The following is a 17,862-nucleotide window of genomic DNA, read 5'->3' as shown; positions in this document are numbered from 1 at the left end:
AATTTAAAAAAAAACGCAAAACTAATTCTTTATCTTTAAAGTAATTTTGTTTTTATTAAATACTTTTTAGACTAAAAAATGGTGCTTTTTTATGACGCTTTAAAAGGTACAAAATTTGAAGAAACTTATTAAAAATTTCAAGCAACAAAGTCTAACACCCTAATAACTTACTGGTTACATCTAACAAATTAGTGATTTTTGAAACATCATAAGCATCTGGATGCGCTGGTGCAAAATAACCTTTTGGATCCCCTTTATCGTTGTCAAAATACTTACCTGAATCATTTTTATAGTCATCAGACAATGCTAAATCAAGTAAAATATCAACGCCTTTTCCTGCTGGTGACCAATGTTGACCATAGGCTTCATTAGCCATTTTAGTGTTTAATAACGAACCTGGATTTACAGCAATAACCGTAATTTTTGGTTCTTGTTTTGCTAGATTAAAACTCCACATGGTTAATGCCAACTTACTTTGTGCGTATGTGCTATTTTCTGAATCTTGCTCCTTCCCTATTAAAACGGCTTCAGAAACTGGTGCTTGTGCTGCAGAACTTAAATTGATAATTCTTGGTACTTCGGATTGCTTTATATTTTCTAATATGGCATTTGTCATAACATAAGGTGCTAAGTAATTCACCACCATACGAATGTCTAATCCGTTTTTATTCTGAACGTCTTTCGTTTTAAAAATTCCTGCATTATTGATTAGTATATCAATTTTAGGAATGTCTTTTTTAATTTGTACTGCTAGTTTTGAAACGGCCTCCAAATCTGAAAAATCGGCAACCAAACCATAAATGTTCTGATTGTTTGTTGTTGTTTTTATTTCTGAAACAACCGCGTCTACCTTTACTGCATTTCTTCCATGTACATAAACCGTATGTCCTTTTTCGGCTAAACTAAAAGCAGTTAACTTTCCAATGCCGTCTGTACTTCCTGTGATTATTATTGTTTTACTCATCATTTTTTGTTTTTTTATTAAAATATCACCTTGAGTTCAGATGCGAACTATAAAACCTTTCGGCTTTGCTCACGGTGACATTTTCTTGTTTTTTTTTATCTTATTATAAAATTATAATAAATAGCCCAGTAGCTATTTTTGCATATAATCATTACCTAAAGAAAGATAAATGATTTTTAGTCTTTTTAAAAAGGTGCAAAGGTGTCTTTGGGACTCTTTGGCACAGTCCAACGCTCACGAGCACTAATACTTTCAGATGTAACAACTTTAGACTCTGAGTTATCGACACTACCGTAGCTACTAGCTCCACCTCTTGGAATTTGCATACGGTCTCCGTATAACCACACAACCAAATTACTACGTTGTCCACTGATAATTGGGTGCGTTGCATGCGCTACATCACCTCTGTGAATTATTGCTTGCCCTGATTCAAACGTCGTTTGTACTGTTTTCCCCGTGGTTTTATCGTAAAAATCAACTTGCGAACCTGTAAATGCTTCATCGGGTAAGTTAATGTTGATATTCAAAGTCGCAGCAGAAGCATCCGTGTGACCATTTAAATCCTTGTCTTTATTTGGATTATACTGAATTGAAAAACCAAATGTTTGGTTGTCATAACCATAAGTCCCCAATAACAAACGTGCAATCGGACGCATATAACGGTCCATAATATCATTATAAAATGCCTGAAAATTCGGTGCTGCAAGATAGCCTTCTGAGCGTGGATCAAGCATAATTCCATAACGATTCAATTGTATTCCGTATGGTGCTCTTTTAGGAATTTGTGAATTTACTACAGCTTCTAAATATTTACGAAAATCTGCTAAGCGTTCTGGGTTAAAAAACTGAGCAACATAAACACCTGGACTAATTTCTTCCCATAAATCAGCAACAACATTTTCTTTTTCTGGGTTTTCCCAAGCATCTTTAATCGCCTTTTGCAAGCTTGGATCTAGTAGCGTTTCGTCAGGGATTAGTAAATTGTCTTTGTTTTCAATTTCCCATTCCGTCCATGCCTCTTCGAGTAAATCTCGGTTACTATTCCAAAAGTGTGAAACTGAAGCTTCACGATTTAACGAGGCTTCGCGAGAAGGTAAAGCAAGTTCACGAGCTTGTGCTAATATATTTTTATTTGTCATTGTTTCTATTTTTTTTTACCAAAAACTACTACTATAGAATATTTTGGCTTTGTATGCATTCTTGATTTTAAGTTAAAATCAATAGAAAAGCCACTGTTTAAGTGGCTTTTCTTCTTAATTAATAATAATAATAATAATAATAAAAGGGATTCAACTATTAATCAATTCTTAAATTATCTAAAAGAAACACCTGTTGTAATAGGTTTAAACCTGAAAATGTAAAATGGTTTTGTAGATAAATCTATACCATCATTAAACGCAGCACCTTTGTTTACTTGGGCAGCAGACACATACATATAACCATCTACATGATTGTAGCTTACACCATCTGGCCAAACCATATTAGCATCTTTCACCATGGTTTTTACGCTTTTATCTTTTGATAAAACTACAGCTACACTATTGGTTTCTAGAGCGGTTAAATAAATATTGCCTGCTGTATCAATACTCATTCCGCCATTGTTTGGTTTTTCGGAATAGGTTTCGATTTTACGATCTAATGCTTCTTCTCTTAATGCTTCATTTACTAAATCTAACGTTTTAATTCTGTAAATTTTAGTGCCGTTTAACGGACCATAATAAATATATTCAAAATTAGCATCGGCAGTAATTCCATCATTTCCTACCAACAAATCTTTACCGTTAACCGCTAAATGTTTTCCGTTAATTACTGTTGGTGTGTTTTCTGGTAATGTTGTGCGTGTACCTTCTAATAAACGACGTGTTTTACCCGTTTTCATGTCTACAATAATAAATGCAGCATTTGTACCATCTCCTCCATTCCCAATACCTTCATCTGCAATTATAAAATAACCGTTTTTAGTATCAACAACCATATCATTTGGTTGCGCGTGTTTTGGTACGGACGATTTAGGTAAATAATAAATACGTTCTAACTGATTAGTTTTTGTGTTCCAACCCACTATTTTAGGTGTTACATTATCGCGTTGCGCCATATCTAACATCCAAACAATTCCGTTTTCATCGTTTCTAATCCCTAAAACATTACTTAGATAATTATCGTCTGTAGTTCGTGGTGTATTCCACGCTTTATTAGGAAACGGTTTGCTTACTTTTGTTTTAGCATCCATAATCATGACTCTATTTTCTGGTGAGAAAAAAGGATGATGACTGTAAACTAAATCGCCAGTATCAGTAAATGTAATGTTACCAACAGCCTGCTCTGTAGTTGTAAAAACTTCTGTTTCACCTATTGTGCTTTGTGCTTTTATGGACATAACTGACGTGATTAAAATTAATAAGAAACTAATATTTTTCATCTTGAATATAATTATGACGTCAGTTCTAGTGAAATTATTATTCAGAATTTTGTATCTAGAACTTTTTTGTTAGCCAAACTTCTCGATACTAATTTCTCGTACCTCAAAATTCACTCGAAATGACGTTATTTTAAAGTTTTAGTTGCTCTTTTTTAAATACTCTGGAAGTTCTTTAGATAACCAATCTTGACGAACTGGAACATGTACGTCTAAATCTACGGTGTCTTCTAAAGCCCAAAATTCATGTGGTACATTTTCTGGAAACACAATCACTTCTCCTGCTCCAACTTCTACAAACATTTCTTTACCATCAATAATAGTTTTAATTTTTACTTTTCCAGACATAATGTATGTAATCTGTTCGTTTGGATGGTGATGCCAAGGAATATGTGCATCTTTTTCTAAATTAAAAATGGTCATTTGTCCTTTTTCACCATGAAACCATTTACGTTGGATCCCTTCTCCAATCGTTTCAGATTCCATGTTGTCAAAATTGAAATGTTGCACTTTTGAAGTTGCTATGGAATCTTTAGTTGTTACTTGCGCATTTGCTGTATGGCTAACAAACAAAGTTGTTATGGCGAATGCTGCTATAATTGATTTGAAATTCATTTTTATTATTTTATTTACTAAAATCCTTCTAAAACTATTTTTCCTTTTGCTTTTCCTGTTTCTAAGAAAGCATGTGCTTTACGAAGGTTTTCTGCATTGATAATTCCGAAGTTTTCACCTAAGGTTGTTTTAATGGTTCCGTTGTCTATTAAAGTGGCTACTTCGTTTAAAATATTGTGCTGTTCTATCATATCTTCGGTTTGAAACATAGATCGTGTGAACATAAACTCAATATGCGTAGACACTGCTTTTGCTTTAAAAGGCATCACGTTAAACGTTTTTGGATCGTCAATAAAACCAAATCTTCCTTGTGGTTTTATTACTTTAACAATCTCATCTGCATGCTGTTCGGTTGCATTTAAACTCACAATATAATCTGGTGCAGGAAGATTGTATTTCTCGAACTCTTCACTTAATTTATTTCTGTGGTTTATAACTGAATCTGCACCTAAATCTTTCAACCAAGCAGTAGTTTCTTCACGAGAAGCAGTTCCTATAATATTCAGTTTTGTTAGCTTTTTAGCTAATTGCACCAATATAGAACCAACACCTCCAGCAGCACCAATAACTAAAATGGATTTGCTAGCATCCTCTTTTGCAACTTGTAATCTATCAAACAATAGTTCGTAAGCAGTAAGCGATGTTAATGGTAACGCAGCAGCTTCAGGAAAAGATAAACCTGAAGGTTTTTTACCAACAATACGTTCATCTACAACTTGGTATTGTGCATAACTTCCTTGACGGGTAAAATCACCTGCATACCAAACTTCGTCTCCAACTTTAAATAGTGATACTTTATCACCAACTTCTTTTACAATTCCGGTAGCATCCCATCCAATAACTTTCCAATCGTCACCTTCTACTGGCATTCCTGCACGTACTTTGTAATCTGCAGGGTTTACAGAAATTGCTTTTATGTCTATTAATAGATCTCTACCTGTTGCTTTTGGTGTGTTTAATTCTATGTCTTGTAGTGAGTTAGTATCTTCTATTGGAAGATTCTCTTTATATCCTATGGCTTTCATGTTTTTGTGTTTTTTAGAAGGAATTGTTTACATAAATGTTACGATATCTTCAAAGTTTCGTCTTGATTTTCCGAACTCTGGATCTGCTTTTCTATAACCAAAAGCCGTCATAAATGATAAACCGTATTTATCTGTGTCGACTCCAAATTTCTCTTTTAATAATGCTTCTGCTTTTTCTTGATGAAAACCTTCAATCGGACAAGAATCAATACCTGTTAATGCTGCAGCGGTCATCATGTTTCCTAAAGCAATATAGGTTTGTTTAGACGACCAATCGAATAACTTTTTGTCTGTATCTAAATCGAAATCACGTTCTTGAAACTCTCTATAAAATGTAGAATACATATCAATAACCTCTTGTGGTAATTGTTTTACATCCTTCATCATGTGCATAATATATTCTGAATCATGTTTAACCATAGGTGCTTTCATACTTAAACCTAATACAAAATGACTAGCAGTATCCAATTTTAAAGGTGCTCCCCAAGCAACAGGTTTTAATAACTCACGTAATTCTTTGTCCTGAACAACAATAAAATGCCAAGGCTCGAAACCAAATGAACTTGGTGATAAATGTGCTGTTTCTAGTATGAATTTCATATCCTCATCTGAAACCTTTTTAGTGGCATCAAATTCCTTTGTTGCATGTCTAAAATTGAAAGCGTTTAATATATCTTCTTTTGCAAAGTTTGGTGTGTTCATTTTATATGTTTTAATGATTAGTTTTAATTTGAGACAAAGATAAAACCAGTATACAGGTAAATTGAAGTATAAAAAAAGGTGAATTAGGTATAAATAAAGGTTTATTTGCTTTTAAACCTTAAAATTCTCTTAATTTGAGTCAAAAAAAGCCCTTAAGCACTCCGATTTATACCAATTTGGAAGAAGAAACCCTTTAATGATACCAATCTATTGTGAATTATTTCTTTTTAATCTTCCTAAGATCCTTAATAAAATAGCTTAACATGATGATAATGAAAAAAGAAAATGGTAACGAGGTAATAATTAACAACCGCTGAACAGCTTCTAAAACATTGATATTTGCTTTAGAATTACCTAAAAGAATTAAAGCTATTGTTGCTAATAAAATGAAAACGGACCAAATAACACGGTGTGTTTTACTTGGGTTTTTAGAGCCTTTATCTGTAAACATACTCAATACAAATACAGCCGAATCTACAGAAGTTATTAAAAAGCTTATGAGTAAAAAGATGGATGTTATATTTAAAACGGTAGCATATGGATAGTGCTCAAAGAATATAAATATGGAAGCAAATACGTTACTAAATTGGTTACTGTAAACTCCCCATTCTTCTATTAAAAGAAATGCAGAAGTACCAAAAACAGAGAACCAAAAAAAGGTTCCTAAAGAAGGAATGATTAAAACCCCTAATAATAATTGTCTTATGGTGCGACCTTTAGATATGCGTGCAATAAATATGCCTGTAAAAGGCGCCCAAGCCAACCAAAACGCCCAATAATAAAAGGTCCAATCGGTTAAAAATTCTAACCCTGGATTATAAGATCCTATTGCTAAACTCATGGGTGCAAAATCTATAATATAATAGAAGGTTGTTTTAGCAAATGATAAAAGTATAGCTCCCATATCACTTGTTGTAAAAACAAACATCAAAATAGCTAAGGTGACTATGATATTTAGCTTCGAAAATATTTTAATGCCTTTATTTACACCTTGCCATGCAGAATAACACGCTACGGTAGAAATAAAAACACAAAGCCCAATGGTTGTTGCTAGTCCAAGATCTGAATCTGAAATGTGATTAAGGCCTCCACTAATTTGGGTTGTTCCTAAACCTATAGCAGCAATTAGTCCAAAAACAGTGGTTATAATAGTTATAACATCGACTCCTTTTTTTAAATAGTCACTTTTTATATGATCGTCAATGGTAGCACTAATTCTGACTTTCTTCTTTTTAACGTGTAGCGCATAGCCAACAACCATTGCAAAAAGACCATAAAATGCCCAAGCTGTTAATCCCCATTGATAAAAGGTAAACTCTAAGGCTAAAATATTTGGTGACAATGCCGATGCGTAAGGAGGGTGTTGTTGCATAAAAACAGGCTCTTGCACTGCTCTTAATAATATACCAGAACCCATGCCTGCGCTATACAACATGGCTATCCAAGACCAAAGTGAATATTCCGGTTTAGAGGATGATTTGCCTAGTTTTATTTTGCCATATTTAGAAAAAGCGATGAGTAATAAAGCCAAAACACAACCAAACCCTAAGTATAAATAGAAATAACCAAAATAATTCCTAACCCATAAAGAAGCATTTTCAATAACGCTATAACTTGCTTCTGTTGCAAAAAACACAATTAAACTACAAGTGAATATTATGCCTACAGAAATAGATAAAATGGAATATTTCTTAATGTGTTTTAACATTAAAGGTATTTTGATTTAGACAAAAATAGGGATTAGGTTTTAAAAACCTAATCCCTAATAATTTGAGTTGATAGACTCTATTTTAATATCTAGTTTACGATTTCTGTCATTTCATTTAAAATAAACTTTTCAACTTTATCTTCTGTTACTTTTAAATAATGCGCTAAATATTTATTATTCATATGCTTTTGCCACAACTCGCGATTTACCCATTTTTCATAAAATAAAAAGAAATTTGGATTCTCATTATCTTGTTGAAGATCATAACTAATATTACCTTCTTCTGCTCTAGTTACATCTAATAATTTCAATAATTCTGATTTTACAAATTCTGTATGTTCTTCTTTTACAGTGATTCTTGCTACAATCGTTAAAAATGATTTTTTCATATAATTAGTATTAATGTATTTAATATCTATGCAAAGATATTCCCATATCTAAGGGCTTTAATGTAAGATAAATGGATAATAATGTACATTTAAAGGTTTTAGATGCGCTTTTTAGGATTTATATCACTTTTTTATATAGTTTTACACTTAATTTTTATTAAATCATACAATAATGCAAGTAATTGAAGCTTTTAAACCTTTTGAAATACAAGAAATAGAATTAACCGATTGGAAACAACGGCCTGTTAAAAATAACTTTTTTGAATTGGTCTTAATAAAAGATGGAGAAGGCACACAATGCATTAACTATAATGATGTCCGTTACAACAAAGGCAGCATCTTTTTACTACCTCCATTAAAATGTCATTCATTTAAGATAGAAAAATCTACCAAATTTGTGTTTCTAAAGTTTACGGATTCATTTTTTAAAAATGTAAACAGAATTACTATTGATAGAAACGAATGGTTTAAAGAAGCCTCTTACATCTTATCTAACTACAACCAATTACCAGGTGACATTATTAAAAATGACATCGACAGAACTCATTTAGCAAGTTTAATAGAGATGATTTTACAAGAATCTAGAAGTTATGGAGAATCGTCCATAAATCTCGTTACAAGTCTTATGACGAGTGTTTTAGAAATACTTATTAGAAATATAAAAAAGAGTAATTATTTTGAGATTCCGAATAATAATGATGAAAGAATTACCAAAATGCTCACTTATATTAATGAAAACATAGATAAAACAGAATTACTAAAAGTTGAAAATTTAGCAGATGTTTTCATGATGTCCTCAACATATGTTAGTGAGTATTTCAAAAAACAAGTCCACATGTCTTTGCGTGAATACATTATTAAAGCAAAATTGAAATTAGTAGAAATTCGTTTATTAAATTCCGATTTTACATTAACTCAAATTGCAGACGAACTTGGATTTACTGATGTTAGTCATTTATCTAAAACTTTTAAACGCTATGCTGGCACTTCTATTCGTGAATTTAAAAATAATGGTGAGTATATGATGCTAAAAAGAGGGACTTGTGCTCCTAGTCTGAATGCTTAAATATAGAAATGACGAGTTATTTTTTTACTTTTTTTATGGTAATATTAAGTGTTAAACCCAATATTATTAGTAATATTCCAATTAAACTCCAAAGTGTATAAACTTCTTTAAACCAAATTAAGCCAATAATTATAGTAAAAATAACTTCCAAGTACTTAAAAGGCGCTATTACATTGGTCTCACCTACCTGCATAGCTTTAGTCATATATAATTGTGCAAAATACCCAAACACTCCCAAACTCATAAGTACTAACCATTCTTTGCCGATAGGGTTTACCCAACCATTTATAGCTAAAAGCCCACCAATTACGGTTGAGATAATCATAAAATAGTTGACTACAACTACAGGGTGATCTTCATTACCTATTTTTCTAATTGTAATATATACTAAGCCAGCAAATAACGCAGATATTAATGCGAATATGATGCCTTCATCAAACTGTAATTTCGCATCGAATCCTTTCAATATTAAGACACCTAAAAATGCAATACCAAAAAACAACCATTGTATGGGTTTCACCTTCTCTTTAAGAAATAGTAAAGCAAAAAATGCTGCAAAAATGGGCGCAATATATCTTATAGACACGGCAGTTCCCATTGCTATATATTTTAGAGACAAAAAGAATAAGGTCATAGAAATAAGCCCAAAAACACTACGCATTACTAACAATCCTCTTTTATTTCCTAATAGAGATATCTTATTTTTAAGTAAAAAAGGAAGGGTAAAAAATAATGAACCTAACGATCTAAAAAATACAATTTGATAGACATTAAAACTGTTCAATGATTTTACAAACACATTAAGAAGGGTAAAGGCCAAAGCACTAATTACCATGTATTGTATTGCTCTTTTCAGCATCTTGTTTTTTTAAAAGTGTATGTTAAATACAAAGTGGCAATTTACATATAAATTCATACTAATTTTAACATTAGATTTACTTTAAAATAAAATAGCAACTTAAAATTTAAGTTGCTATTTTTTGCTATTAATCAAAGTAAGTATTAATCTATCACAACACGTTTAGTCACTGAATTATTTCCGGAATTTACTTTAAGTAAATAAATACCAGATGTTAGTTCTGAAACATCCACAGCATCGTTAATTAATATTTTTGTTGTTAAAACATTTCTACCAAGAACAGAGAATAATTCTATTGAATCAATCTGAGTATTATCTAAAGATTCTATAGTGATAATAGTCTTCGCTGGATTTGGATATATTCTAAAATTTGAAGTTAAGAAATCATCAGTCGATAAAGCATCATCAGTAGGATTATAATTCAAACCTCCAAAAGTTGATGCCTCTAAAATATAACTACTAAGAGCATCCGGAACATTTTTTTCTACTGTACCAGAAAACTCCCAAAATGGTCTTGTTGATCCAGAATTAGTTTGTCCTGCCATCCAATCTGAGTTTGCATCATACCCTGTTGATTCTCCTTGCCTAGCAATATAATATACATTAGACGTAGAACCACCTCCAGGAGTATTATCACAACTCATTACAGAACTACCACTAGGAATATTAAAAATATTAGGTGTAGTTGTATAATTAGTAGTTACATTCATTTGGCCATAGCCATACTCAGCAGAGTCATCATCATCTAATGAACTTACTGAATCATATATAATCCATGACGTATGATCTCCAGTGGCATCAAACTCACCATCTGGATCAGTATCTACAATTACACCATCTGGATCAGTGCTGGAATTAATAAGTAAATATGTAGCACTATAGTCTAATAAATTACCATCGTATGCTATAACTTCTACTTCAGTATAGTTATTAGAATCCGCTTGAAAATGCGATTCATAAGAACTTCCACTAAATGTAATAGTAAGATAACCATTTGCTCCAAAAGTAAGGCCACTTAAATCTAAAGCTTCATCAACTTTTCCAAGATTACCACTATTACCATCACCTTCTATTGTAACAAAATAGGTGCCAGCAGGTAGAGCTGTACTAGCAGGTCCTCTAAGCTCAATATATTCATCTGGCGCATCTGTTCCAGAAATACTAGCAATTAATTCGTTTATGTAATACCCTGAGGAATTATCATAAGTTTGAGAATATCCCAATGCCGATAAGCATAAGAACAAAAAAAGTAGTTTTGTTTTCATAATTGAAGTTTTAATTAATTATTATTCATTTAGTTACACAAATCAAATTGGTTTACCAATCTGGTTTACCAAATATAATAAAAAAAACAAAACGATAACGTTTTCGTTATTAATTTGACAAAAAAAGAAATAATTTAATGTGATTTTCAAACAAAAACAAGTGGTATTTTATCACTATCAACAATAAATTAACATTTATAGATCACCTATACTAAACTGTTATATTGATTTAATGCATACATGGTCATATGATGCCACACTTGTTAGAATAAAAAAAAGAATTTACAAAAGCCTAATAAGAATTATTGACTTGCAAGAACTAGTGATTAAAAAAATGTAATCGTAGAATTTATTGAATATCGTATGAAGGAAATTGATCCCTTATCCATTTTAGGCATAAAAAGAAGCGTAAGGACTATGTTTCTTGCTTCTTTTTAATGATTGTATTACCCTTTCAAAACATTTACTAAACTAAGATGTGAGCGTTGTTTTATTTCTTCTATAGATTGATGACTATCAATATTTATAAATTCAATAGGAAATGAACTACTCGTATAATGTGATTTATTTTTAATTTCTGAAGAAACAACGATTATACCATCGATTGAGCCATCACTAAGACTCTTAATACAATTTAACTCTTTTGTATTAGAATTAAAAGATTGATAAAACAGTATTCTATACCCAAAGCTTTCTGCAGATTTTTGCAAATGACTAAGCGAATGGCTATAACATGTTTCAGTAATTTCGGGTACAATTACAGCTATAGAACCCGTTTTTTGCATTCTAAGTGAAACAGCATAATTATTTGGAACATAATTATGCTGTTTTGCTATAGTTTTAATTGTATCGCGTGTAGCTTTACTTATTTCATGCTTATTATTTAAAGCCTTAGATACCGTAGATATTGAATATCCTGATAAAAATGAAAGTTCTTTTATAGTTACAGCTGACGATTTCAATTCTTATGATTTTAGAGCGCTAATGATACTTAATGCATTTCTGGTATCCGATTCAATTTTTGTTAAATCATAGTTACCATCTGCACCTTTTGCTATTAATTTTGAGCCCATTCCAACACAAGTTACTCCGGCTTTAAACCAACCTTCAAGATTTTCCTTAGTTGGAGAAACTCCACCCGTTGGCATAATGCTTGTCCAAGGTTGAGGACCACGAATAGCCTTAACAAAATCAGGACCATAAATTCCACCTGGAAATAATTTTACAACTTCACATCCAAGTTCTTCCGCTCTACAGATTTCGGTTAAAGAACCACATCCAGGAGACCAAGCAACTTTACGTCTATTACAAACTATTGCGATATCTTCTCTTAAGACAGGAGTTACAATAAAATTTGCTCCTAAAGCCATAAAACGAGACGCTGATGCTGCATCTGTAACAGAACCAACACCCATAATCATTCCAGGTAATTCTTTAAGCACCCATTTATTAAGCTCACCAAAAACTTCGTGAGCAAAATCACCTCTTGCTGTAAATTCTAATAATCGTGCACCACCATCATAAGTAGCTTTGATTACTTTTTTACTAATTTCTAAATCTGAATTATAAAACAATGGAACCATTCCGGTTTGTTTCATAACATTTGCGACTTCTATTCTTGTATAATTTGCCATAATTTATCTTGCTACACGTCCTGAGGCATCACCTCCCATTAATTTTTCTACCTCTGAAACTGTTACTAAGTTAGCATCTCCTTTAATGGTGTGTTTTAAACAAGAAGCTGCAACTGCAAAATCCAATGCATTTTGATCATCTTCAGGATATTTTAATAATCCATAAATTAAACCACCCATAAATGAATCACCACCACCAACGCGATCAACGATATCTGTGATTTGGTACTGACGTGTTTCGTACATTTTTTTACCATCATATAAAACACCAGCCCAAGTATTATGAGATGCTGAAATAGAACCTCTCAAAGTTGTAATTACTTTTTTAGCTCTAGGAAATTTCTCCATCATTTGCTTACAAACAGACAAGAAAGCTTCCGCTTTTACATCGTGTCCATGTTTATGAACATCTAAACCTTCAGGATGAATACCAAAGTGCTTTTCTGCATCTTCTTCATTTCCTAAAACAACATCACAATACGATGTTAATTCTGTCATTATTTTTTCTCTATGTGCATCATCACAGAATGTCCAAAGTTTTGCTCTATAATTTAAATCTGTAGAAATTGTCACTCCCATTTCGCTAGCTACTTTTACAGCTTCTAAACATGCATCTGCCGCACCTTGAGAAATTGCAGGTGTAATACCTGTCCAATGGAACCAAGCCACATCTTTAAAAACAGCTTTCCAATCTACCATTCCTGGTTCAATTTCAGAAATTGCAGAATGAGCTCTATCGTAAACTACTTTACTACCTCTACTAACAGCACCAGTTTCTAAGAAATAAATTCCTAAACGGTCACCACCATAGATGATTTTATCAACTCCTACTCCTCTTTTACGCATTTCCATCATAGCACATTCTCCAATATCATTCTTTGGTAAACGTGTTACAAAATCAACAGGTACGCCATAGTTTGCTAATGAAACAGCAACGTTAGACTCTCCACCACCATAAATAGCGTCAAAATTATTAGCTTGTGAAAACCTTAAAAAACCTTGAGGTGCTAATCTTAGCATTATCTCTCCAAAAGTGACTACTTTTTTCATTCTAAATATTAGTTTAATTAGTTATAAATTGTTGTTTGGTTAATCGATTAAGCAATTGCTTTAAAAATAAATCAAAACGGTCTAGCTTTGATTCTTTTGGTTAAAACTATTATATTTGCTTAATCGATTAAGCAAATATATAAAAACTTGGCGAATAAAAAAAGAACTACCCTAAAAGACATTGCAAATGCTTTAAACATCTCACCTGCTGCTGTTTCAAAAGCGATGCATGATGATTCGCGCATCAGTGATAAAACAAAGAAAGCTGTTAAACGAATTGCTAAAGAATTAGATTACCAACCTAATCATTTAGCGAGTGCCTTACGAAAAGGAAAAAGTAATTTGGTAGGAGTTATTGTCCCTAGAACTAATAGTAATTTCTTTTCTTCCGTCTTAGAAAACATGGAAGTTGTACTCAATAAGGCTGGATATAATATCATTATCACACAATCTAATGAGTCTTTTGAAAAGGAATGTAAAAATATAGATACTTTATTATTCACTCAGGTTGATGGCATTATTGCCTCCATGGCTAATGAAACCGTTGATTTGTCTCATTACGAAAAAATAAAGTCCAAAGGAATCCCTCTCATACTTTTTGATAGAGGTGAAAACGACTTAAATGTCGATTATGTAGGCATCAATGATTACGACAGTAGCCATATGATTGTGGAACATTTAGTTGAAAAAGGTTGTAAACGGATTGCCCATATTGGAGGTTACAGAAGAACTCGTATATTTAATAACCGAATTAGAGGTTATGTTGATGCTTTAAAGGAAAATAACCTACCAAAAGACGACAGCCTAATTATTGAAAGCTCTTTAACACTTGAAGATGGTAGACGTGAAATGCAACGACTACTTCAACTAAAAAATAGACCTGATGCTGTATATATAGCAAGTGATTATGCCGCTTTGGGAGCTTTACAAATTCTAAATGAAAATAATATTAATGTACCAGAAGATATAAGGTTAATAGGTTTTGGTAATGAGCCTTTTACTTCTTTAGTTACTCCTTCAATATCTAGTATAAAACAACATAGCAAAGATATTGGACGTCTTGCTGCTGAAACATTTCTTAAGCGTGTTGATGAACCTGAACTAAAACAAAGCTTGAATAAAATAATCTTGAATGCTGAATTAATTATTAGAGATTCATCGAAATAAAAAATGCGTTATTGTATATCTACAATAACGCATAATTAATATAATATTCTTTTATCTTAAGTTTTAGATACCTAAAGCTTGTCCACCACCAATTTGGATAGTTTCTGCTGTTACGAATGATGCATCTTTACTAGCTAAGAAAGAAACAACACCTGCAACATCTTCTGGCTGACCTAATCTTCCTAACATAATATTATTTGCCCAAGAAGCAAAAACTTCTGGTTTCGTTGATTTAATTTGAGCATGGAATGGTGTATCAATAGTACCTGGAGATACTGCATTTACTCTAATTCCATATTCTGCTAAATCTTTTGCTAATGCTCTAGTTATTGCATTAACACCAGCTTTAGATGTTCCGTAGATTCCTGCTCCAGGGCCACCAGCTGTCCATGCAGCATTTGAGGTATAGTTTATTATAGAAGGATGTTCTCCTTTTTTCAAATAAGGTATAGCAGCTCTTGATGCAAAAAACACAGAATCAAGATTAAGTGCCATAACAAATCTGTAAAAATCAGTTGTCATTTCTTCAAATCGAGATCTTCCGCCTAATCCACCAGCATTGTTTACTAGTACATCAATTCTACCATATTTATCACCAATTTTTTTAATGTTTGAAGCTACTTCGTCTTCTTTAGTAACATCAAATCCGTAATACTCTGCTGTTATTCCTTCTGCTGTTAATTGTTTTACTCTTTCAGCTCCTGCTTCATCTTCAATACCATTTAAAATTACAGTATATCCATCTTTACCTAATCTTTCCGCTACAGCAAATCCTATTCCACCTGTTGCGCCTGTAACTACTGCTACTTTTCCTTTATTTTTACTCATCTTAATTAATTTAATATATATAAAATTATGTTATTCTTTTCTTGTCACTGGTTTCACTTTAGGGATAAATATCCATACGCTTGCTAAGGTTAATAGAGATAGCGTTGCTCCTATTACAAAAGCAGGTGTATAATTTCCACCGCTTGTTAACCATGGTACTAAATAAGTTAATCCTGCAGCTGTAAGTTTAGCTGCCATACCAGAAAAGCCAGCTAAAGAACCTACTGTTTTACCACTAAAAAGGTCACTAGGTAAAGTCTGAACATTTCCAATTGCTGCTTGGAAACCAAATAAAATAACAGCCATTAATATCACAGCTGTTGTGGCACCAGGGTTTTGCATATCTGTAATTGACATGTCAACAGCACCAATACTATTCAAAAAACTAATCACAGCAGTTTCAATACCAAGTGGATTTGCCATTGCCAATAATGCTGGTAGCATAATTAAACAACCAAGTGTGATTACCATTTTTCGTGTTTTGTCAACATTCCAGCCTTTTTTAAGTTTATTTCGAGCTAAAATACCACCATAATAAGCACCTACCATTGCGCCTGCATAAGGTACCCAACCATATAAAGCCATTGATTTTACATCCATAGCAAAAACTTCATTTAGATAAATTGGTATCCAAAAAACAAATAACCACCAAATTGGATCAATTGCTGCTGAAGCTAATATAACACCCCAACTTTGTTTATGCCCAAGTAACTCTCCCGTATTTGGGTTATACTCCTGATCTTCTATACCGTCACCATCAAAATCCTCATTTTTTTGACCTGTTAGAATATATTCACGTTCTTCTTCTGTAATCCAAGGATGATCTTTTGGTGCTGATTTTACTAAAATCCACCAAGGTATTAACCAAAGCAAACCTGCTAAACCAATAAATATAAATATAGCTTTCCAACTAAAGTATATTGATAAAGTTGCGATTAATGGAATTGAAATAATTCCGCCAATAGCCGCTCCTGAGTTAAAAATTCCTTGCGCGAGCGCACGCTCTTTGGTAGGAAACCATTCTGCATTTCCTTTAGTTGCACCTGGCCAGTTTCCTGCTTCAGAGACCCCTAAAATTGCACGGAATATTCCGAAACTTAAAATGCCATTGGCAAAAGCATGTAATGCTGTAGCAATAGACCACACTCCAATTGATAGTACAAATCCCATTCGCGTACCAACCCAATCAAAAATTTTCCCAAATATTGCTTGTCCAAAAGCATAAGAGAAAACAAAAATAATTGAAATTAAAGCATAAATTTCTTTTGTTTCATCAGCTGTGTGTCCAGGATATAAATCTTTGGCAATTTCTGGCCAAAGGACACTTAATGACGTACGATCAATATAATTAATAATCGTGGCAATAGCTATTAGTGCAACTACCCACCATCTTAATCCTTTTAATTTTTTACCTGTTTTTTTCATTTAAATTCAATTAAGATGACATTTTAATATTATAACAATATTGATATAATACATTAAAGTGTTCTTTCATTTTTTGTTTTGCTAATTTTGAATTTTGATTTTTTATAGCATTATAGATTGCCATATGCTCTTCTATACCTTGATTTGCTAAACTTTTATCACATACATGATACTTTTCAAAATTGGTAATAATTTTTGGTGTAATTAATAACATAAAATTATTCATTGTACTATTACCACTTGCTTTTGCTATTGCTAAATGAAATAACAAATCTTCTTGCACTGCATCTTCACCTTTTAAAACTTTTTTTGAATATGCATCTAAAGCTGATTTTATTTTTTCTAAATCTTCATCTGACCTCCTTAGCGCTGCTAATCTTACAGTTTTAAGTTCTAATAAGATTCTTGTTTCAACCAAGGTTTTAAAATCTGGATCTTCAAGTCTTAAAATGTCTTCAATCATTCCGTTCATCGCCGTAACTCCGATATTTGCTACAAAAGTTCCACTTTGTGGTATAGAATATAACAATCCATATAATTCTAATTTTTGAATTGCATCTCTAACATTACTTCTTGTAACACCAAATTTTTCTGACAATGTTCTCTCTGAAGGTAATTTATCACCAGGCTCCAAATTTTTATAATTTATAAGATCTCCTATTTTAGAAATAATAGTCTTCTGTATATCAAGACTTTCTGACTTTGGTAAAATTTCTAATTTCATATCTTTAAATTTATAAATTGGTTAT

18 protein-coding genes are annotated in these 17,862 nt (G+C 32.3%); 2 read left to right on the top strand and 16 right to left on the bottom strand.

All coding sequences use genetic code 11. The features are described 5' to 3' along the window. Positions 1-151: 151 nt before the first annotated feature. From DFQ10_RS10120 to DFQ10_RS10085, 8 genes are all read right to left on the bottom strand, one after another. Entirely contained in the window at positions 152-967 is an 816-nt protein-coding gene (locus DFQ10_RS10120) for an SDR family NAD(P)-dependent oxidoreductase (protein WP_245940683.1), read from the bottom strand. 182 nt (positions 968-1,149) lie between these two features. Then, positions 1,150-2,103 (bottom strand): 2OG-Fe(II) oxygenase, encoded by a 954-nt coding sequence (locus tag DFQ10_RS10115; protein WP_115817305.1) that lies wholly within the window; start codon positions 2,101-2,103, stop codon positions 1,150-1,152. A 173-nt stretch (positions 2,104-2,276) separates the two neighbouring features. Continuing rightward, a complete protein-coding gene (locus tag DFQ10_RS10110) occupies positions 2,277-3,383 on the bottom strand; it encodes a major royal jelly family protein (protein WP_245940682.1) in 1,107 nt (368 codons plus the stop codon). A gap of 138 nt (positions 3,384-3,521) precedes the next feature. Continuing rightward, entirely contained in the window at positions 3,522-3,995 is a 474-nt protein-coding gene (locus tag DFQ10_RS10105) for a cupin domain-containing protein (RefSeq protein ID WP_115817304.1), read from the bottom strand. Between the two features lie 17 nt (positions 3,996-4,012). Beyond that, the gene (locus tag DFQ10_RS10100) at positions 4,013-5,020 is read right to left on the bottom strand and encodes a zinc-binding alcohol dehydrogenase family protein (protein ID WP_115817303.1); all 1,008 of its coding nucleotides are present in this window, start codon (positions 5,018-5,020) and stop codon (positions 4,013-4,015) included. A 27-nt stretch (positions 5,021-5,047) separates the two neighbouring features. Beyond that, positions 5,048-5,722 carry an NAD(P)H-dependent oxidoreductase gene (locus tag DFQ10_RS10095; protein WP_115817302.1) on the bottom strand — a complete coding sequence of 225 codons (675 nt, stop codon included), beginning with the start codon at positions 5,720-5,722 and terminating at the stop codon, positions 5,048-5,050. Positions 5,723-5,939: 217 nt separating this feature from the next. Then, positions 5,940-7,430 (bottom strand): BCCT family transporter, encoded by a 1,491-nt coding sequence (locus DFQ10_RS10090; protein WP_115817301.1) that lies wholly within the window; start codon positions 7,428-7,430, stop codon positions 5,940-5,942. A gap of 89 nt (positions 7,431-7,519) precedes the next feature. Next, a complete protein-coding gene (locus DFQ10_RS10085) occupies positions 7,520-7,819 on the bottom strand; it encodes a putative quinol monooxygenase (RefSeq protein WP_115817300.1) in 300 nt (99 codons plus the stop codon). 172 nt (positions 7,820-7,991) lie between these two features. Between DFQ10_RS10085 and DFQ10_RS10080 the strand changes: the two genes are divergently transcribed. After that, on the top strand, positions 7,992-8,885 hold the full coding sequence (locus DFQ10_RS10080; RefSeq protein WP_115817299.1) for an AraC family transcriptional regulator: 894 nt from the start codon (positions 7,992-7,994) through the stop codon (positions 8,883-8,885). Between the two features lie 16 nt (positions 8,886-8,901). On the opposite strand, the gene DFQ10_RS10075 is transcribed toward DFQ10_RS10080, so the two are convergent. The 5 genes from DFQ10_RS10075 to DFQ10_RS10055 all read right to left on the bottom strand — a co-directional run bounded on the left by DFQ10_RS10075 (position 8,902) and on the right by DFQ10_RS10055 (position 13,693). Further along, positions 8,902-9,744, bottom strand: coding sequence for a DMT family transporter (locus DFQ10_RS10075; RefSeq protein WP_245940681.1), 843 nt, complete (start codon positions 9,742-9,744; stop codon positions 8,902-8,904). 143 nt (positions 9,745-9,887) lie between these two features. Then, positions 9,888-11,009, bottom strand: coding sequence for a T9SS type A sorting domain-containing protein (locus DFQ10_RS10070; RefSeq protein ID WP_115817298.1), 1,122 nt, complete (start codon positions 11,007-11,009; stop codon positions 9,888-9,890). A 446-nt stretch (positions 11,010-11,455) separates the two neighbouring features. Next, entirely contained in the window at positions 11,456-11,971 is a 516-nt protein-coding gene (locus DFQ10_RS10065; protein ID WP_115817297.1) for a LacI family DNA-binding transcriptional regulator, read from the bottom strand. Between the two features lie 3 nt (positions 11,972-11,974). Then, the gene (locus DFQ10_RS10060; RefSeq protein ID WP_115817296.1) at positions 11,975-12,643 is read right to left on the bottom strand and encodes a bifunctional 4-hydroxy-2-oxoglutarate aldolase/2-dehydro-3-deoxy-phosphogluconate aldolase; all 669 of its coding nucleotides are present in this window, start codon (positions 12,641-12,643) and stop codon (positions 11,975-11,977) included. A 3-nt stretch (positions 12,644-12,646) separates the two neighbouring features. Further along, positions 12,647-13,693, bottom strand: coding sequence for a sugar kinase (locus DFQ10_RS10055; protein WP_115817295.1), 1,047 nt, complete (start codon positions 13,691-13,693; stop codon positions 12,647-12,649). A gap of 147 nt (positions 13,694-13,840) precedes the next feature. Here DFQ10_RS10055 and DFQ10_RS10050 point away from each other — a divergent pair, with 147 nt between their 5' ends. Continuing rightward, positions 13,841-14,860, top strand: coding sequence for a LacI family DNA-binding transcriptional regulator (locus tag DFQ10_RS10050; protein WP_115817294.1), 1,020 nt, complete (start codon positions 13,841-13,843; stop codon positions 14,858-14,860). A gap of 63 nt (positions 14,861-14,923) precedes the next feature. Here DFQ10_RS10050 and DFQ10_RS10045 read toward each other — a convergent pair whose 3' ends face one another. Genes DFQ10_RS10045 through DFQ10_RS10035 form a run of 3 tightly spaced genes read right to left on the bottom strand, consistent with a single transcriptional unit; the run spans position 14,924 to position 17,837 of the window. Further along, on the bottom strand, positions 14,924-15,688 hold the full coding sequence (locus DFQ10_RS10045; RefSeq protein ID WP_115817293.1) for an SDR family NAD(P)-dependent oxidoreductase: 765 nt from the start codon (positions 15,686-15,688) through the stop codon (positions 14,924-14,926). A 30-nt stretch (positions 15,689-15,718) separates the two neighbouring features. Continuing rightward, positions 15,719-17,113 carry an MFS transporter gene (locus DFQ10_RS10040; RefSeq protein ID WP_115817292.1) on the bottom strand — a complete coding sequence of 465 codons (1,395 nt, stop codon included), beginning with the start codon at positions 17,111-17,113 and terminating at the stop codon, positions 15,719-15,721. A gap of 10 nt (positions 17,114-17,123) precedes the next feature. Beyond that, complete coding sequence (locus DFQ10_RS10035; protein WP_115817291.1) at positions 17,124-17,837, bottom strand: FadR/GntR family transcriptional regulator; 714 nt, start codon at positions 17,835-17,837, stop codon at positions 17,124-17,126. Positions 17,838-17,862 lie beyond the last annotated feature (25 nt).

The sequence above is a fragment of the Winogradskyella eximia genome, from assembly GCF_003386165.1.
Lineage (GTDB): Bacteria > Bacteroidota > Bacteroidia > Flavobacteriales > Flavobacteriaceae > Winogradskyella > Winogradskyella eximia.
This window is presented reverse-complemented; position numbering and strand designations above follow the sequence as displayed.